General features: G+C 55.9%; 15 protein-coding genes. 6 read left to right on the forward strand and 9 right to left on the reverse strand.

Translation table 11 applies throughout. From position 1 onward, the window contains the following. Positions 1-18: 18 nt before the first annotated feature. The 7 genes from MGLY_RS03960 to brxF all read right to left on the reverse strand — a co-directional run bounded on the left by MGLY_RS03960 (position 19) and on the right by brxF (position 12,515). Entirely contained in the window at positions 19-3,261 is a 3,243-nt protein-coding gene (locus MGLY_RS03960; protein WP_156271939.1) for a DUF1156 domain-containing protein, read from the reverse strand. 11 nt (positions 3,262-3,272) lie between these two features. Continuing rightward, positions 3,273-3,884 carry a DUF7680 family protein gene (locus MGLY_RS03965; protein WP_156271941.1) on the reverse strand — a complete coding sequence of 204 codons (612 nt, stop codon included), beginning with the start codon at positions 3,882-3,884 and terminating at the stop codon, positions 3,273-3,275. A gap of 30 nt (positions 3,885-3,914) precedes the next feature. Next, a complete protein-coding gene (locus MGLY_RS03970) occupies positions 3,915-7,139 on the reverse strand; it encodes an ATP-binding protein (RefSeq protein WP_156271943.1) in 3,225 nt (1,074 codons plus the stop codon). A 285-nt stretch (positions 7,140-7,424) separates the two neighbouring features. Continuing rightward, positions 7,425-8,846 (reverse strand): ATP-binding protein, encoded by a 1,422-nt coding sequence (locus MGLY_RS03975; RefSeq protein ID WP_156271945.1) that lies wholly within the window; start codon positions 8,844-8,846, stop codon positions 7,425-7,427. Between the two features lie 132 nt (positions 8,847-8,978). After that, the gene (gene ltrA, locus MGLY_RS03980) at positions 8,979-10,238 is read right to left on the reverse strand and encodes a group II intron reverse transcriptase/maturase (RefSeq protein WP_277997837.1); all 1,260 of its coding nucleotides are present in this window, start codon (positions 10,236-10,238) and stop codon (positions 8,979-8,981) included. A 971-nt stretch (positions 10,239-11,209) separates the two neighbouring features. Continuing rightward, the gene (locus MGLY_RS03985; protein ID WP_156271947.1) at positions 11,210-12,058 is read right to left on the reverse strand and encodes a hypothetical protein; all 849 of its coding nucleotides are present in this window, start codon (positions 12,056-12,058) and stop codon (positions 11,210-11,212) included. 70 nt (positions 12,059-12,128) lie between these two features. Beyond that, the gene (brxF, locus tag MGLY_RS03990) at positions 12,129-12,515 is read right to left on the reverse strand and encodes a BREX-3 system P-loop-containing protein BrxF (RefSeq protein WP_156271949.1); all 387 of its coding nucleotides are present in this window, start codon (positions 12,513-12,515) and stop codon (positions 12,129-12,131) included. A gap of 342 nt (positions 12,516-12,857) precedes the next feature. Between brxF and MGLY_RS18725 the strand changes: the two genes are divergently transcribed. The 6 genes from MGLY_RS18725 to hepT all read left to right on the forward strand — a co-directional run bounded on the left by MGLY_RS18725 (position 12,858) and on the right by hepT (position 16,115). Beyond that, positions 12,858-13,214 (forward strand): Uma2 family endonuclease, encoded by a 357-nt coding sequence (locus MGLY_RS18725; RefSeq protein ID WP_156271951.1) that lies wholly within the window; start codon positions 12,858-12,860, stop codon positions 13,212-13,214. Between the two features lie 18 nt (positions 13,215-13,232). Next, on the forward strand, positions 13,233-13,775 hold the full coding sequence (locus MGLY_RS17975) for an AAA family ATPase (protein ID WP_211662068.1): 543 nt from the start codon (positions 13,233-13,235) through the stop codon (positions 13,773-13,775). A gap of 33 nt (positions 13,776-13,808) precedes the next feature. Further along, the gene (locus MGLY_RS17980) at positions 13,809-14,486 is read left to right on the forward strand and encodes an AAA family ATPase (RefSeq protein WP_422880107.1); all 678 of its coding nucleotides are present in this window, start codon (positions 13,809-13,811) and stop codon (positions 14,484-14,486) included. After that, on the forward strand, positions 14,483-15,100 hold the full coding sequence (gene mads4 / locus MGLY_RS04005) for a methylation-associated defense system protein MAD4 (RefSeq protein ID WP_156271953.1): 618 nt from the start codon (positions 14,483-14,485) through the stop codon (positions 15,098-15,100). Before MGLY_RS17980 ends, mads4 begins: the two co-directional genes overlap by 4 nt. A gap of 146 nt (positions 15,101-15,246) precedes the next feature. Next, positions 15,247-15,696 (forward strand): type VII toxin-antitoxin system MntA family adenylyltransferase antitoxin, encoded by a 450-nt coding sequence (mntA, locus tag MGLY_RS04010; RefSeq protein ID WP_156271955.1) that lies wholly within the window; start codon positions 15,247-15,249, stop codon positions 15,694-15,696. After that, the gene (gene hepT, locus MGLY_RS04015) at positions 15,693-16,115 is read left to right on the forward strand and encodes a type VII toxin-antitoxin system HepT family RNase toxin (protein WP_156271957.1); all 423 of its coding nucleotides are present in this window, start codon (positions 15,693-15,695) and stop codon (positions 16,113-16,115) included. The genes mntA and hepT overlap by 4 nt, the downstream gene beginning before the upstream one ends. 100 nt (positions 16,116-16,215) lie before the next feature. Here the strand turns inward: hepT and glmS are convergent, their stop codons facing one another. Together glmS and MGLY_RS18415 are read right to left on the reverse strand one after the other, a co-directional pair. Next, positions 16,216-18,036, reverse strand: coding sequence for a glutamine--fructose-6-phosphate transaminase (isomerizing) (gene glmS / locus MGLY_RS04020; RefSeq protein ID WP_156276173.1), 1,821 nt, complete (start codon positions 18,034-18,036; stop codon positions 16,216-16,218). A 311-nt stretch (positions 18,037-18,347) separates the two neighbouring features. After that, on the reverse strand, positions 18,348-18,476 hold the full coding sequence (locus MGLY_RS18415) for a hypothetical protein (protein ID WP_277997889.1): 129 nt from the start codon (positions 18,474-18,476) through the stop codon (positions 18,348-18,350). Positions 18,477-18,585 lie beyond the last annotated feature (109 nt).

Here is an 18,585-nt window from a genome sequence, read left to right on the forward strand (position 1 = left end):
TGGCTGCTGCCGGCTCTACTAAAGGCCGAAAAGGATGGCCCCGGCCTCTTTCCGCAGCTCCTCGTCGGCCATTTCCGCCGCCCAGACGTAGAGTAGGTCGCGGAACACCTGTTCCCGGCCCCCGGTGTGCTGCGTAAGATAAGCGCGGGCGACGGGCACATCGCCTTCCCGGTAAGCAAGGATCAAACCGTGGAGGAGGTCCCACTCGGTCTGCGGGTTATCTATACGCTTTTTGCTGCGCTCCTCCGGCCGGGCCAGGCGCAGTTTCGAGCCCCGGCGGACGAGGGGCGCATGGTAGCCGCTATCCCCGGCAGTGGTGCGCCCGGTACGCCTGCCCCGGCTTTCGTCATTGATGCCAATCATCCGCCCGTTGACGGTATAGCCGGCGGCCCTGCCCTCCAGGCTGATATTGAGGGAACGGGAAAGGTTCAGGGCCTCATTATAGGGGAATTCGGCCAGGCCGAAGATGCCGTAGAGGGTGAGGGCCATGGCGGCTTCCGGGTTCAGGTCGTCCACCCGCAGGCGCCCCCCGGTCAGGCGGGCGATCTGGTGCTGGGCGACGACGGCGCTGGCCTCGTTCATAGCGCGGGTGGGGCTCACCGGCTCGTCGCCGTCCAGCACCGGCCAGTGCTGGGAAAGCACATGGAGGGCGCGGCCGTAACTGGCCACCATCTCGTCCACCGGGTTCAGGTGCAGCGGCTCGAACTCCTTCAAGCCTTGGCGCACCGCCTCGCGCACCCGCTGCGCCACCCCGGTGCCGCCGAAGCCGCTCCAGGTGGCGGGGATGCTGTCCGTTGCCCCTCGTTTACGGCAAGTCAAGAAAATCGAACTGGTGGCAGCGGCATAATCTTTAATTCTCAGGGATTGCTTGAACTCAGATTCTATGGGAAAAGACGACGTGATCACCCAACCGTTCACAATAAGTGAACGTGTAAGCGCTTCCCAGGCTTCCTGCGTCTTGTGTGTAAACATAATTGTCATTATGCCCTCGTCCTTTAAAACACGCATACATTCGGCGAAAATCTCGCCCATTAGGCGTTCGTACTCCTTTGCCGCCTGACCAGCCGACCCGTGGCGTGTTGGGTTGGCCACGGCCTCGTCCGTCTTGTTGGTAAGCCGCCGCAGGAATAAGTCCGGGTATAAGTCATGGAGAGTACGCCGCTGCCAGACATAAAAGTAGTCGGACATCTCCGAGTACTGGACATTATTGTAATATGGAGGATCTATGCATATGAGATCGACGGAACGTTCGGGTAAGTCCATGTGGGCAGCTGTGCCGCACCGGATACTTACTGGAGGTGCGGTTCCAACCAGCTTGTCATGCAATGGTGCCACCAGCTCCGCTATGCCTTCATATGCATCTAAGACCTGTGAGAGAGCCCAGGCCGCGCCGGAATTGGGGCCGCTGAAGATCATCTCTCCGAATGTCCACTTTGGTGAGTAGTCATGGCGCCCAAATGTTCCCGAAACGATCGCCCGTTGCGGTATCCAACGGGTCTGCTTGCTGTTATAGTCGACACACTTGTCAATCACAAACTGGAGGTACGTTACGACGGCGCGTCCGCGTTCTTTGCCGAGTTCCTTTAAGATTTCAGACTTGAGGCGGTTAAGCTCCTCTACCAGGATAAGGTGCCCCAGGAGCTGGCGCGGGGTAAACATGTCGCACCAGCGCGTCATGCCGAAGCTAAGTGGCTGTTGTGTGTTATATCCTTGAGGGAGGTTCTCCGTAGGAATAAGCCCCTGCCGCTCCCACCCGGGCCAGCGTTCAGCAAGGCGCTTTTCAGCCTCGGCCAGGGCCGCCAGGTCCCCCTCGTTGGGCGGCCGGAAGAAGCGCACCTTCTCGGTCTTAATTTCCCCGGCCCGTTCACCGCTGGTATAGCGCTGCGGCCTGCCGTGCTTATCCAGCTTTGGCTGGTGGCGCACGGCCACGACGCAGTAAAGCCGGTCCTGCCACCTCCCGTGCGGCGATTCCCCCCGCGCCTGGGCTTTAATCTCGTCGGCGGGAATAGCTTGACGGCAGTGGACGCATAAACCGACGCCGTCCTTCACCGTCGCGAAGTTAGGGTCCTCGCCGTTGGGCCCCCGGTTGCCCCTGACGCGGTAGGTTTCAAAGCGGACTTTCCCGCCTCTTTTCCGGCCGTCAGTGACGATCCGCACGCCCCACTTATCGCCTTCTTTTGCCAGCCAGCAGGTGTTCAACAGCGGCGCCTCGCCGCCGCAATGGGGGCAGGTGACCTGGCGGCAATAAAGAAGCCCTATCTGATCCTGCTCAGGCCCATCGAACTGTGAAACGACTTCCGGGCACTTACTGCAATGTCTCCTGAGATGCTCCAATTCCTCCCTGGGAAGCGGCGAAAAAGGCGTCACATCAGCCATCTGCTGTTCGACGTGCGAAACCAAACGGTTACCCCATTTCTCCAGGTCTTTGAGCAGGTTAAGCCCAAACCTTGCCGGGTAGTCAAGAGTAGCGTGAAGTATTACAGCAGCAACAGGGTTTAATTCGTTGGCAATAACTCTATGCCCGAGGCGCATGGCCTCAAACGGGATAGAACCGCCTCCTGTCGTGGGATCAAGCACTGTCAACGGTTCATTCACTGGAGCTGGATGGTGCGCATAAGCTCGACCATAGGCGTACAAATCTTCATCGTCCCATTTAATGACAGATCCTAAAATGCTTTTTATACGTTCCGACTTGGCAAACTCGAGCCGCTCATTCACATGGGCCGGGTCTGCAGCTACCCGTTGGACCTGGATGCGATCGCCCTTTTCAGGCCAGGGCTGCGGCAGCGGCTGCGACTCCTGGGCCCAACGTTCGATAACCGGATGGCTGCGAAGGCCCGGGTCGGCGTTGCAGAGCTTTTGAATAATCTCCCGGTTCTTAGCACGCCGTTCCTGTTCCTTTTCCATTGCCCGCAGGACGGCTTCATCGACCGGCAGCCATTCGGCTCCCGCTCTGTCGGTTTTCACGCGGCTGAGCATTTGCCCGGTAAGCGTCCACGGCTCGCCGTTGACCAAAGCCTGCACCTTTTCGATGCCCAGCTGGCGGAGAAACCAGTCCGGGTCCGTACCGGCAGGCAGAAGGGAGCCGAGGATGGCGGCTCTGCTCGGTACAAGGGGCCGCCGCGCCCACCAGACGTGGAGGCGATGTACAGGCGGTGCCTTGCCAGTATCGCGCTCCCGCTGGGTTTCGGCGCCGACCTGGTGGCAGGGAAAGCCCGCTTCGATGAGGCGGACGTCAGTCCTGTCTTTACCGTTCTGCATAACAGTCGCCCCTACCTGCGCAGCTTCTCAAGCAGGTGAAGGACCGCCCTGTCGCCGGGCTGGCCGCCCAGCATGATGCGCATGCCGGCTAAAGCCCAGCGGTTGGCCGCCTCGCCGTACTGGGTCCCCCGCGTCAGCCAGTACGCGGCTTCCTCGCGGCTGAAACGCGCCACACGCCAGGCAATGAGCTCAACCCGGTCCATCTCCTTCAACCTTTCCTGGAGTTTAAAAATAAGCGCCAGTTTTACGCCCGCCTCCTCGTCCAGGGGCAGATTGCCCCGGAAAGTAATACGGCCATTGCCAAGGACCCGCTGCAGTTCAAGGGGGATCCCGGCCGCATCGCAGACGCTGCCGATAATCACGCGGATTACAGGCAAACAGCGGCGCAGGGGCTGGCCGTACAGGAGCCCCCGGTCCCTAAGAGCCGTTTTACCCGCGGCCCCGCCGTTTTTCTGCAGGTCCTCCCCGGGTGCAAAGCGCTCTTTAACCACAAAGACGGGCACAGGCTTGTCTTTATATTCGGTTACCCGCAGGACCCAGGGGGCCTGCGTTAAAAGAGGGCGGATGCGCTGCTGGAAATCCCGCTCCAGGTCCCAGCCGGTGGCTGGCTTCTGCTTTGTCATGGTCATCCCTCGCTACTTTTGTCGATTCTGTTATTTTTTAAGCTCCTGGATAAGCGGGCAATCGTCAGCGGGATCCGAGATCTCGAGGAAGGCCTCCGTGTGCTCTCCTTTCGCCACGACACCGGCCAGCACCTCGAACAGCTCAGCGAGGGCCTTCATGGAGCCCGGGGTAACGCCGGTGAGCTGGATACGGAGGACGCCCCCTTCCGGAAGCTCAAGGTCCACCAGGTCCAGGCTGTCAATGGTGGACCTGGCGCCCCGGTTGTAGAGGCCGCCCAGCCGCCGCAGCAGCGGCAGGAGCTTTGCGGCGCCTTCTTTGCCCTCAAGGGTAAAGGCCCGGCGGCCGGCTGTGACCCATCCCCGCTCGGCCGCCTTGGCCGGGGTGATCAGCACATCGCCGGGCCGGGGGGTATACAGGGCTGCACCGGGCCCCTGGATGAGTTCAGGCTTTTCTTGCTGGTCCGGCGTGCCACGGAAAACCAGCAGGCGGCCGTTCCTGACCAGGGTCACCACAGCCTCCTGGAAGTCCCGGGCCGGGATTTCCCCGTATTTTTCTGCCAGGTTGCCCGCGACCTCCTGCACCGTTGCCGCCCCGCCCCCGCTAACCGTGTAGAGCACGCCGTCACGAACCCTGGCCGGATCAGGCCGGCGGGCTCCCATCCAGCCGCGCTGGTTGGCTCCCTGGACGGTGACGAGCCCGTAGCCCGCACCGGCCAGGTTGACCCCCATGGGAATCTCGTTTTCCCGGTGGTAGAATTCGGCCGGCTTTAGACTATCTTCTGCGCCCATGCGATAAACGCACCATACGCCCTTCTGCACCCCGGTGCGAATAATTTGTTCAAAGACACCCGTACTCTCCAGCACCGGCCAGCTGCGCCGGCAGGAGAAGTTCTCCCGCAGCTTCTCCAGGGTTATAGTGTCGCCCTGCTCAAAGAAGAGCCTGCTCAGGTTCAAAAGGTCCGCCTGGGTTGTATTGCTGCCGGTGAGAAGCTCACCGTCATTGATCAAGGTGGCGCGGATTTGCTCGATAAAGGGCATCCCGCCCTCGCCCCCGGCTGTCTTGATCTCCTTGCGGACGATATGCCCTGCCGCCCCGGGGTAGTAGAGGCTGGTGTAGATGCTGGCGACGGCGGTAACCAGCGCCTGCTCCCGCTCACGGTAGCGTTTCTGAAAATCCTCCTCCGCCAGCCGCCGGGGGTTGAGGCCATAGCTCTGCGGCCTGTCGCTTAAGATGCGCATTGCTTTGACCTGGCGCGCAATAGCCTCGATACGCTGCCGGACTTCTTGAACCTGGGTGCTTTGACTTGCGAAAAGCCCTTCCTGGCGGTTTATCCCTTGCACAGCGACAGTTTCTGGAACCAGGATAAAGATGAGGTTCTGCTGCTGCCGGGGTCTATTAACACCCCTGGTGGTCACCATAGCCTCAACATCGATGGTTGCGGCAGCCAGCGCTACGACCCCCAGCACGGGCCTCCCCTTACCATCAGGCAAATGTTCCGGCAGCGAGACGTCGTGTTCAATATGGAACAGCCCCGAACCGCCAGTGATGATCTTCCGCGCCGTGGCCTCAAGGAGCTCCTGCACCTGGCCTGCCGTGATAGTCTTGCGGATCCTGGCCAGGATGTTGTTAATCGTCGGCTCGCGGCCGGCAAAATATTTTCCCTGTTCGTAACGGAGGTAAAAGGCACTTTCATTTATTTCCTCTAACGCCATGCGTACCTGGGGCGGCGTGAGGCCGGGAAAGGATACAGAAAACAGCGCCTCCGATTCGGTAAGGCCGTAGATTCTGGAATCCAGGCCCTCTTCGCGGCCCACCAGGCTGTGCAGGAAGACCGTCTTCCAGGTGTACTCGTAAAGGGGATAACCCTCCGGGTGCGGGTTGCGCTGGTCAGCAAGTTCCGCGTTGCTACGGCCGCCCTCGAGGGTGCCCGTGTCGACGCTACCCACGTCGGCATTAAGGACGAACAGCAGGTCCGAACTGCCTGTACGGCCGAGGATCTCGTTGACCACGCGGTCCGAGCGCAGGTCCAGGTGACAGGCATGGATCATGGGTACGTCCTGCTGTTGCAGCCACAGGCTGCGGACAGCCAGAGCCAGCACCCGCAGGACGCCGCGCGTGCCCTGGAAGTTCTCGGCACTGGCCAGCTTGTTATTCAGGAAGTCTATCAGGGTGGGGTGAAAGGGATAGCTGGCGATCATCCGGCCCTGAAAATCCTCGCTAGTAGCCTCATCCGGGAGCATGCTGGCGTTGCGGCGGTACATCTGCATATATTCCCCGGCGGTCGCCCTGGCAGCGTCGCGGTTTATCGATAGAAAAAGCCGCTTGGCGAGTACGGACGCGATCTCGGCGGCGTGCACCGGCGTAATCTGGACGGCGTCACGAGCCACCACGCTGGCCACGCCCTTGACGGCTTTTTCGCCAATTCCCAGGGCATCGTCTTCGCTAACCTCTTCGCCGCGCACCTGGCTGATGAGCTTCGCCAAAAGCTCCGTTTGGCGGGCAAAGGCATCGGTTGCGCTGGCCAGCGTGAGGATGACCGCGATCCCGGGATGGTTGCGGGCATAACCGTGAAGCCCCATTAGAAAGGCAGCGAGCTGGTTCGCGCCATCGGGCCGCGCCGCTTCCAGCCGTGCCGCGTACTGGGCCAGCTCATCCAGCATGATGATGGCCTTTCGCCCTCCCAGCACCCTTGCAAAATACGTTTTACCGGGTGCGGCATAGGAGCCGGCCTCCTCTTCCACCTGGCGGTAGAGCTCTTCGCCGCCCATTTGATAGGCAATCTCCCCCCAGAGGGTGTAGGGTACCAGGGCATTACCTTTCGGTTTATGTACCGGGATCTCGTCACCTGCCACGCCGACGACAGCGACTGAACCGGGCTCGGGGAGAAGCTGCGGGTCAAGAAAGTCCTGGATCAGGCCCCGCAGCTCTGTACCCCGGTAAGCAATGTGGGTGCAGGCGATTAGCGTATGGGTCTTACCGCCGCCAAAAGCCGTTTCCAACCGGTGGATAGCTGGAACCGTCATGTCACCCGCGAGGCGACCAAAAACTTCCGCCAGGGTTAAGCGCAGGCCCTGCGTCGGGTAGGTAGCTTCACGGAAAAATAGTTCCGCGTCGGTGTAAATACTATCTATGACGCCCCGGCCGCTACGGTAATACTCGATGATGGGGCTTAAGGACGCTGTAAAAACCTCGGGGTTAAACGTCCCGGCCAGGATCTCGGGACGTGGCCGGCATGTATCCAGTACCGATTGCAAGGTCAAAACCTCCTGTCCACAGCTTCTGGCACCCGGCATGGGATCACCCGTTTCCCGGCCCGGGCCTAGCCGTGCCGGGCCTGACTCAAAAAAGCCGTGGATTATGGATATTGTGACCAATTCTTATGACCATTTCGGCAAAAAACTCCGGATTCCTGCCAAAAGACGTCCAGACTAACCACTTATACCCGGAAGACACAACTTTTCCGGCGCAATTGCAAAAACCATCATTGCCTCACCTCAGCGGAAAGATTTTTAGAAAACGTAATCAAAGCACCTAAAGGCTCACAGATTACCATTACCATGGAATTGACAGGCTTCAATAAGCAGCAGGTCATGTCGTTCTGCCGCCTTCTGATGCAGTTCCTCGCTGAAGCCGTTCCGGGCAAAGAGGGCGTAATATACTTGCGGCGGCCGCTGAAAATGTGGTACCACGGCTTTGACCTTTTGCTGGAGTTCGGAGAGTACATTTGCCCCTACCGGTTTCCCCCACCATTTACACTCACCCACTAAAATGGCCGATTCGTCCTCATTTATGGCCAGCAGGTCCAATTCGTTCTGCCCGTCCCACCAGGAACCCAGGCGATAAGGATAAAAGGATAGTTTACCACGCTGCCCCAAAAATCGCAAATGCTGCCGGCAAACCTCTTCAAAAACCGGACCAACAAAATCCGGGAAATGGGGCTTAATCCTGGTTTCCAGCACCCGTTCTGTTTCTCCTTCCTCCAGGTCGCTGCGGTTGGGATAAACGAAGCGAAACCAGAAGCGTAGAAATTGATCCCGTAACCGGTAAATACCCCGGCGGCTTTTCTGCGGCTGCTTTTCCGTCACCGGCACCAGACGCCGGATTAAACCCATGTCCCTTAATATGTCCAGGTAACGAGAAGTGGCGCTGCGGTCGTGCAGGCCCGCCGCCTGGGTGATTTCATTTAAACGGGTTTTACCATGGGCAATAGCTCTCAGCACGGCAAAATAATTGGCCGGCTCCCGCAGTTCCTGCATAAGAAGAAAACGAGGTTCTTCATAAAGGAAAGTGCCCCGGCGTAACACCCGGCGGGCAATGCCGGCAAAAAGATCATCTTCATCCATAAATTCCAGCAGGTATGCCGGTACTCCACCGAGCACGGCGTAGGCTTCCACAAGCCATAGGGAATCCCTCCCCGGGAAAAAGCCAGCAATATCGTGAAAATGCAGGGGCTCAATCAGGTATTGCCCGGTACGCCTACCATAGAGAGCACTTTTATATCCCAGAACCTCCCTCTCCATCACCCCCACATAGGAACCACACAAAATACATATTACCCCAGTATTCCTCAATTCCTCGTCCCAGACTTTCTGCAAAATGGAAGGAATAGCCGGATTGGCTTCCATGAGATAGGGAAATTCATCCAGCACCACAATAAGCTGCTCCTGCCGGGCCAGCCCGCCCATAAAACGGAAGGCAGCCTCCCAGGAAGGAAAGGAAAAACCCGTTTCTGCCTGTCCGTAAGCCCGCTCCCACAGTCGTTGCGAAAAAGCGGCCAGCTGCTCCCGGTCAGGCGCCAGGTCGGCCACAAAAAAGACGTGTTTTTTCTCCCGGCAAAAAAACCTGAGCAGTTCCGTTTTCCCAACCCGCCGGCGGCCGTATAACACCAGCAGCTGGGCACGACCGCTTCTATAAACTTCCTCCAGCCAGTTTAATTCAGTTTGGCGGTTTACAAAAACCATTTTTAGTACCTCGCATCATTAGTCTAATCATAATTATACTAGGTTTGCAACATAAATTCAAAATCGAGTAGGAGGGGACGGCTAGCCCCCGTCCTCTCACACCACCGGACATGCGGGTCCGCATCCGGCGGTTCACCAAGCTTGACGAAGATAAGAATAGCGCTCGGTTAAGCTCATCAGGCCCTGGGATTGCCAGTAGGCATTGCCCAGGGCTCTATTCATTGGCCCATGGGCCATCCGCCACAGCCCTTTGCGGGCATTGGCGAATTCATGCACTACCCATTCCGGCAATCCCAATGCGCGTAGTTCGCGGTACCTGGTCCGTACTCGCTTCCACTGCTTCCAGAGACACATGCGCAGCCTCCGCCGCGTCCAGCTTTCTAAGTTCTTAAAGATGCTGGGCGTGTCGGCCAGGGCGAAGTACCCTATCCAGCCGCCCAGGTAGGCGTTCAGGCGCTCTATGCGCTCGGCCATCTTTAAGGGTTTATTCCGGGCGGTTATCTCCCGGATTTTCGTTTTCACCCGGTCGATGGTCTGCGGCGCCAGGCGGATAAGGATTACTCCTGCCTTGTGTTTGTACATGCTGAACCCCAGAAATTTCAGCTTCCACGGCCGGTCTACCGCGCTCTTCTGCTCGTTGATCTTGAGCTTCAACCGCTCCTGCAGGAAGTTGCGGATACTGGCCATGACCCTTTCTCCTGCCCGTTTGCTTTTGACGTAGATGTTGCAGTCATCGGCGTAACGGACGAACTTGTGGCCCCTCTTTTCCAGTTCTTTGTCCAGGTCGTCCAGGAGTATGTTGGCCAATAACGGGCTTAAGGGTCCGCCCTGGGGCGTTCCTTCTGCCGTCTCCATGACCACTCCGTTTACCATGACGCCTGCCTGGAGATAGCGGCGGATAAGGGTAAGTACCCTCTTATCTGCCACTTTCCGGGCCACCCGGGCCATGAGGATGTCGTGGTTTACCCGGTCGAAGTATTTCTCGATGTCCAGGTCCACGGCCCATTCGTATCCTTCTTCTACGTATTGCCGCGCCTTCTTTACCGCATCATGGGCTTTCCTTCCGGGACGGAACCCGTAGCTGGCCTCTGAGAACTGCGGTTCGAAGATGGGCGTCAATACTTGCAGGAGGGCCTGCTGGATTAGGCGGTCCATTACGGTGGGTATCCCTAACATCCGTTTGCCTCCCCCGGGTTTCGGGATTTCGACCCGGCGCACGGGCTTCGGTCTGTAGGTTCCCGCGAGCAGTTCTTCCCGGATGCGCGGCCACTCGGCGCGTATTTGGTCCCGCAACCGTTCGGTCGGGATGCCGTCCACACCGGGCGCGCCTCCGTTCCGCTCTACCCGTTTCAGCGCGGCCAGCATGTTCTCCCTGGCCACCACCTGCTCCATCAGGCCGCTACCTTGGCCTCCGCGAGGTGACGTCCCGCTTTGTGCCGGAGAAGAACTCGGCCCTCCCGCGCTCCCCCGTGGCTTCACCACTTCTTCCCGCGGGCAGGCCCCTTGCGGGGTTTTCTGCTGTCTCTGTCCTTCTCGCGAACGCACCGGTTTCACCTCTGACTTGATGTTCGGGCCTTCCCCTGGAGTTCATGACCCCCAGGGTACTATGCCCTCTGCTGACTCCTGCCGGTTCAGCCGTACCTTCCGATACGGTTTACCAGCTCTCCCTGGCTTATCCGGCAGGCCTCCCCGGGTAAGAGCGTTAACCTTCGCCCCGTGCCCGCCCCATATACTCTACCGTCCCTTGGCAGCCTGGGATTTCGCTGTGTTCCGCCAGCTTATCCGAACGGTCTAGCCTCGTATGGGGTTCTTGTTCATCGGGCCGTGGCTTTGCCTCCGGCTTCCTTCGGATCCCACCTCGCGATGGACACCCTTGCCTTTGGCTAGCAGACTGGTGCTGCCTCGCCTGCAGTGGACTTTCACCACTAAGTTAACGCCCATGCCGGGCGCACGGAAAAAGGCTCTCTTCCCGGTCTGGAAAGAGAGCCCTTTTTCTTGGCAAGAAGAACCAAGGTCAACACGTCTAACTGTTGGTATCAACACAGTTTGAGAATCGAGAAACGCAGGTAAAAAGCTTTTCAGGTATAACTATATTATCACTAGTTTTTGAGAAAAGGATTATTACAATTTGAGAATCACCGGAATGATGGCAATAAAGTCCGAGAACGAGTTACTTAATACGTTTATTTTACTCAGGAACCTTCTGGATGTGCATAACAGTTTTCCTGCGCCTATATGCCACCAGGATTCCTTTGTCAGGGCCTACCTCCACCCAACCAGGAGGCCTTCCTGGAAGGGCACTGTCTGGGCTTCTAGTTGTGTGGTGTCTTAATGTGATAAGCTTGTGTAGCCATTTCCTTTCTTTAGGATTCTTCGTATTCAGAACAGTTAGTTGCTGTCCGTAATTCTTTTAGTAATAAGGAGGCCTTCACGGGATGTCCAGCGTCTTTAAGCCATCTAGCCGTTGCTTCAATCAGAGCCTGTAGTCGCCGTATTTCTTTTCGGAGTTCCGCTACCTCGTTAAACTCTATAAGTGCCTTTTCACCGCACCACTCTCTCACAAGGGCAAAAACGGGCTTTTGCTTAACTAACCATTCTTCAGCAAATTCTTGTTCACGTAAAGTAGACGCTGATATTGCTTTTTGCCGCCACTTATTCTCCTCAAGTTGTATATACCTTAGAATTTCTTTTGGGAATCTTTTGCAAAAATCTTTCACAAGTCGCTCGCTAACATGAAATGGAGCCTTGTAATCTCCGTAACGGTCGATAAAGGCGTGTGGTTCAGGAAGAAGTTCTTCTCTTCCAAGGCCCAATTTGTGAACGGATTCTTCAAATTCCCTAATGATTATTAGGTTTTGCTCTATTGCCTTCCACCCGAAGAAGATAAGTTCCTCGCCAAACAATTCTGCAATAGCCCCGAATACTTCTTCAGCAGCCTTATAGATAATTGACCCTTGGACATCACCGGAAGCTTTTGCCGCATTCAATAGCCTCCGTTCGTCATCACAGAATGCATTTGCTTCCTCCCATGGAGCGACTAGTCGACTTTTGGGGACCCACTCTTCGAAGCCCTCATATTCGCCATCGAGGTGGCGGATTCGCACCTTTTGTGATCGCGGTGGCCCCTCTTTTACAACTATTACAGGCACAACTGGTTCACCTAGCATTCGCGCACGTTCTCGATAAGCATATCGCTGTCCTACGATTGCCATCTGGTTACCCCCAATCTTCTCCAACATTAGAAGTGCTGTGAGAAACCCTTCAAACTACAGTTACCCGCAGTTAAAGTGTACGACCTTCAAATTTTCCACTCCATGCAGCCACAATGTTCCGGGTGCGGCTGATGTATTGAAGCAGGCGTAAAGGGTCCTGCTGGAGAGCAGGGTCAAAGAGTATCTCAATGTTATCCAGTAAAACAGTGTCTCCCACCGTATCATCAATAATTGCTTCGACGATTCTTGGCAACCGCAACGTCCGTATCCGGTGGGGGTATTCAAGCAGCTTCTGGCTAAGGACAAGGCTCAAATTAATATATGGGCAGCCGGCGTCCTGGACTAATTGAAGAAGAATTTGGGTCTTTCCGGAATGAAACGGTCCCACGATTAGTAGTAAGCGGTAATATCTTGACCGGGCTGCCTCTATCTGTTTTCCAAGTTCATCTGTTCTCATGGCTATTTTTAACACCAGCCTAAGGGCACGTCATCTGGCCTTTTGGTCCTTCAAAAAATTACCTCCCGTAACCATTTCGATAAAACTTAACCAAAATCCTGCTGAAAACGACGGCCGTTGCGGCAGTCATTATATAGAGCGAGTTGGAATCCATGCGCTGTTCATAAATTCTAGTTTGTAGGGATTTCGTGAGAGCTCATGGGGGAGGGTTAATAAAATATAAGAGTGGCTGAAATAAAAAGCATTGTATGATATACTAAAGGCCAGGAGGGTATTTTCTGGAATAGAATTTCGGCAAATTGACTTTCGAGGAATTCCTGGCCTGGTGCGACGAGGACACCTGTGGAGTACGAAGCTGCCGGCGTCAGGGAATACTGGCTCATTGACCCCGACCGGCAGCAGGCGGAATTTTACCGTCTGGAAGATAATGGTCGTTACCACACCGTAGCACTTAACGCCAGCGGAATTTACCGGTCAGAGGTAATCCCCGGCTTCTGGCTTAAAGTTGAATGGTTATTCCGGGACCCTCCCCCGGCAGCAATAGCCTGCCTTAAGGATAAAGGAAATTCTTTCCTAAACTGTACATACCTAAGGTGTTCTTTATTTTCAGGCAGTGGTTATAATATTAACCAGGGTAGAAATTTATATGGAACTTTATGGTTATTACATCCAAAATTCCAGATAAATGTAAATTTATAACATTAGTGAGGGTACCTTATGATAACTTTGATTGAAGTATTAAATTTCCGCTGCTTGAGGTATATCAAGCAACCTCTCGGCCCTTTTCACGTTTTAATCGGCCCTAACGCCAGCGGGAAAACTACGTTCCTGGACGTAATCTCCTTTCTGGGCAGCCTTGTTTCGGAAGGCCTGGATGCGGCAGTGGGCGAAAGAACGAAAAATTTTCAAGACATGGTCTGGATGCGAAACAGGAATAGTCTCGAACTGGCCATCGAGGCCAGAATTCCTTCAGATCGACGGGCACAACTGGGCAAACAGCCCTATGACTCCGTACGTTATGAAGTTAAGGTGGGGAATGAGCATGGCGAAACGGAAATACTTGCTGAAAAGGTTTTGTTAAAAAAGGCAACGCCAATTCCTTATAAAGAAAGGACTTTGTTTCCTGATTATATTGAGCCGCCGCAAACAATTCTAACACCTAAAGGAAAAAAATACGGCCGTACCGTTGTTAACAAAGTTTATGGGGGAAATGATAATTATTATTCTGAAGTCTACTCTGAACCCGGCAAGGGATGGTAGCCTGCATTTAAGCTGGGTACACGTAAATCAGCCCTGGGAAACCTGCCTGAGGATGAATCCAAGTTTCCTGTAGCGACCTGGTTAAAAGGCTTATTGACAGAAGGTGTGCAACAGTTTATCCTGAACAGTATGCTTTTGCGTAAAGCCAGTCCTCCCGGGCAGGTGCGTGGATTCAAACCGGATGGTTCCAACCTGCCCTGGGTGGTGACCAATCTGCGGGAGAAAGCACCTGAAAAGTTTAAAGACTGGATCGCCCACCTGCAGACGGCGCTCCCGGACCTGGAAGACATTCAGACCATAGTGAGGGAAGACGACAAACATTGCTACCTGGTGCTGGTTTATCGTGGCGGTTTAAACGTACCGTCATGGATGGCGTCGGATGGAACGCTGCGCCTCCTGGCGCTCACACTACCGGCTTACCTGCCTGATTTTAAGGGCATTTACTTGATTGAAGAACCGGAAAATGGCATTCACCCCAGGGCAGTGGAAACCATGTTCCAGTCCCTGTCTTCCGTTTACAATGCTCAAATCCTTCTGGCCACCCATTCTCCGGTTATTTTAAGCCTGGCTGAACCAGAGAAAATTCTTTGCTTTGCCAGGACCGCCGAAGGCGCCACCGATATCGTCCTGGGCAGCGAACACCCGGCGTTGAAACATTGGCAGGGAGAAACCAACCTGGGTGTCCTTTTTGCCGGGGGTGTGCTTGGATGATTAAGGACCTGGTGGTCCTCGTGGCCGATAAAAACATGGAGTACACAATTAAGGGGTTGCTGACACGCCCACAGGCACTAGGGATACGTCAACTAACCTTTGATTGTTTCGTTCATCCAGAAAATGACCCGGGGTGCCTCTTGCGGGGACATGATTTTTTACGTTCTATAGCGAGTAACTATACTCATGCACTAGTAATGCTTGATCATAAGGGCTGCGGCCGGGAACGTCTATCTAGAAAACAACTGGAAAAACAGATTGAAGAACGTCTGAGGCAATCCGGCTGGGGTGACCGGGCCGTAGCCATTGTTATCTCTCCGGAACTGGAAATATGGGTCTGGAGTAATTCTCCCCACGTTGACCGGATAATCGGTTGGGCCGGCAGAGAAACGGATTTGAGGTCCTGGTTGATCCAGGAGGGTTTTTCAGAAGATCGTAAGGGAAAACTAAATCGATCGAAAGAGGCCTTTGAACGGGCTTTGAAACTAACTGGAAAGGCCCGTTCTTCTTCATTGTATTATCAGTTAGCCATATCTGTAAGCCTGGAAAGCTGCATAAATCCGGCATTTGTAAAGTTGAAAGCTACCTTGAAGAAATGGTTCTCCACAGAATGAGCATCAGACCTCTTAGGGTATCGAGGTTAGTTAATGTTCAGCCAGCTCGATTGGATGCGGCGGTGTCTCTGCTCTGGTGAAGTTTTCCGGTGCACGATTTTCTGTAAAATAAGAAACCTTGCACCTGATAATGGGGGTGTGATATTGTGGTCAGATTGAGCCGCAAATTAGAAAAAATAACCCTTTCTCCCAAGCAATTAAAAAGCATGGCGGATTTCGCCGGCAGGCAGGGGGAGGTCCTGGCCTTGTATTTATATGGCTCCTACGGTACGGAGTGGCAAACAGCACTATCGGATGTTGATCTGGCTGTACTGCCGATGCCGGAAACCTCGTGGGACTATAAGCGCGAATTAGAGCTGCTGGCTGAGTTTTGCCATATTGGGCGAAGCGACGATATCAACCTGGTGAACCTGCATCGCGTTCCGGTGACCCTGCAAATGCGGGTATTAGAAACAGGGCGCCTCCTGTATGTTAAAGATGAAATACTCCTGGCCGATTTCAAGGAAAGGGTCATTCGCCGTTATTGTGATTTTGAACCCGACTTGAAGATCCTGTACCGGGATTTTGATGCCAGCCTGCGGGAGGAATTCCTGTGACGGTTGATAGGGAAAAAATCCGCCAGAAGTTGCAGTTTATGCGGCAAGAATTGAGGGAGCTAAAAAAGTTCCAAGGTATGGATATAAGCCAGTTCCAATCAAATAGCCTGTACGAAGCCGCCGCTACAAGAATGCTGCAGGTAGCTATTGAAGCTTTGCTGGACATCTGTGCTCATATAATCTCCAGAGAAGGGTGGGGATTACCTAAGTCCTACGTTGAAACGGTTGAGCTGGCGGCCCGCAACAGTTTGATACCGCAGCAGCTGGAAGATACCTATAAAGCCATGGCCCGCTTCCGCAACCGGGTAGTCCATCTCTATGACGAAGTTGATGCCGCTGAAATCTGGGATATCCTTCAAAACCATCTCGAAGATTTTAGACCATTTATGGCCGCAGTAATACGGAGATACTTAAGTTAAGCGGGTTATTCTGCCGAAACACTAAAAAATAAAACGAGCGGGTCCTTTCCAGGGACCCACTCGCATTTTATAGTGAAAAAACGTTTATACTTATTTTCCCCTACTCCACCGTCACGCTCTTGGCCAGGTTGCGCGGCTTGTCGACGTCGCAGCCGCGGGCGACGGCGGTGTAGTAAGCCAGCAGCTGCAGGGGCACCACCGTCACCACCGGCGCCAGGATAGAGGGTACCGGCGGCAGGTAGAGGACGGCGTCGGCCTCGGCGGCTACCGCCGTGTTGCCTTCCTGGGTCAGGGCCAGCACCCAGGCGCCCCGGGCCTTGACTTCCTTGATGTTGCTGAGCATCTTTTCCAGGAGTTCCGCCTGGGTGGCCAGGGCCACCACCGGCGTGCCTTCTTCGATCAGGGCCAGGGTGCCGTGCTTTAATTCCCCGGCCGCATAGGCCTCGGCATGAAGATAGGAGATCTCCTTCAGCTTCAAGGCCCCTTCCAGGGAGACGGGGTAATCCAGGCCGCGGCCGATGAAGAAGGCGTGTTCGTGGGCAGCCATGCGGCCGGCCAGCTCGCGTATCCGGGGCTCCAGCTTTAATACTTCCTCCACGCGGCCCGGCAATTCCTTGAGGCCCCGGGCCAGCCCGGGCGCCCGGGGAGCCACACCGCGCCTTTCTCCCAGGTACAGGGCCAGGAGAAAGAGGGCCGCCACCTGGGTTAGATAGGCCTTGGTGGAGGCCACGGCAATTTCCGGTCCCGCCCAGGTGTAGATGATGTGGTCCGCCTCCCTGGCCACCGAGCTGCCCACGACATTGGTAATGGCCAGGATTTGCGCCCCTGCTTTTCTGGCCTCCCGCAGGCTGGCCAGGGTATCGGCCGTCTCGCCGGACTGGCTAATTACCAGGCCCAGGGTACGCTCATTGAGAACTGACTCCCGGTAACGAAATTCCGAAGCGACGTCGTCTTCCACCGGCAGGCGCAGCAATTTCTCCAGCAGGTACTTGCCGACCATGCCGGCGTAGTGGGCCGTACCGCAGGCAATGATGGCCACTTTCTCCAGGGCCGCCGCTTCCTCCGGCGTGAAGTTAACGCCTTCCAGGCGCACCCAGCCGTCGCCCTGCAGGCGGCCCGCCAGGGTATCCCTTAAAGCCCGCGGCTGCTCGTGGATCTCTTTCAGCATGAAATGGGCATAACCGCCCTTTTCCGCGGCCTGGAGGTCCCAGGCCACATGGAAAACTTCCTTCTTAAGCAGGTTGCCCAGGGCGTCATACACGTTTACTACCCCGGGCCTGATCCAAGCCACCTCACCATTTTCCAGGATGTAAGTATCCCGGGTGTAGGGCAGGAGGGCCGGTATATCGGAAGCCAGGTAGGTTTCTTCGCCGGCCAGGCCGACAATCAAAGGGCTGTCCTGGCGTACCCCTACCAGCTCCTGCGGGTGGTAGGCGCTGGCCACGGCCAGGGCATAGGAGCCACGTAGGACCGGCAGCATCCTGAGGACCGCCCGGAGCAGGTCGCCTTCATAAAATTGTTCCACCAGGTGGGCCAGGACTTCCGTATCCGTCTCGGAAATAAAGCGGTGACCGGCGGCCACAAGCTGCTCCCGCAGTTCCTGGTAGTTTTCAATGATGCCGTTGTGGACGACGGCAAACTTGCCCGTGCAGTCCAGATGGGGGTGGGCGTTGACATCGGACGGCCGGCCGTGGGTGGCCCAGCGGGTGTGGCCGATCCCCACCCGGGCCCCGTTAAGATTGCCATTGAGACGGCTCTTCAGGACATGGAGCTTGCCCGCGCTCTTTTCTACTACCAACCCCCCGCCGTTCAATACCGCTATCCCGGCAGAATCATAGCCCCGGTATTCCAGCCTTTCCAGTCCCTGAACCAATATGGGGACCGCCGGGCGCGGGCCCAGATAACCAACAATACCGCACATTATCATGCTCACTCTCCCTTTATTTTTTAACCAGGGAGAGATAAGGGGTTACCCGGCGCCCTTTGTCCCCGGGATTACTCCCGGGATTTGTAGCGCCTTTGACGGTCGTAACCGGACCGGGGGGCACCCGCCGATGCCTCGATTAACCCCCGCCTCGTCAACCCTCCGGCACCCATACCTGGATGGCCCTCCTGGCTCACCCCGGCATAAACGGCGGGCCGGCTGGTCCCGGCGCTTGCCTTCGTCCTGATTCCTTTATCTCTCCCCTTTAACCCGCTGGATAACCCGGGCTCCTGCGGCCCGGGTAAAAATCACCCCCCTTTCCCCAGAACGTATTTCCTTATGCCCCGGCGCCACCAGGTAGTAACGGCGGTGATATGCCGGCTTAAAAACACCCCGGCCTTCGTACCCCCGATGCTGCCGGGTAACAGTGGCGGCATGCCGGCAGGTCCTGCGCTCCTGTTAAGTGTTACTTAAGTGAGCCCGCCGGACCCCCTCCGCTTTCTCTCCGCTTTCTGGACAAATGTAGCATAAAGTAATACTTAATGC

The sequence above is a fragment of the Moorella glycerini genome (assembly GCF_009735625.1).
Taxonomy (GTDB): Bacteria; Bacillota; DSM-521; order Neomoorellales; family Neomoorellaceae; genus Neomoorella; species Neomoorella glycerini.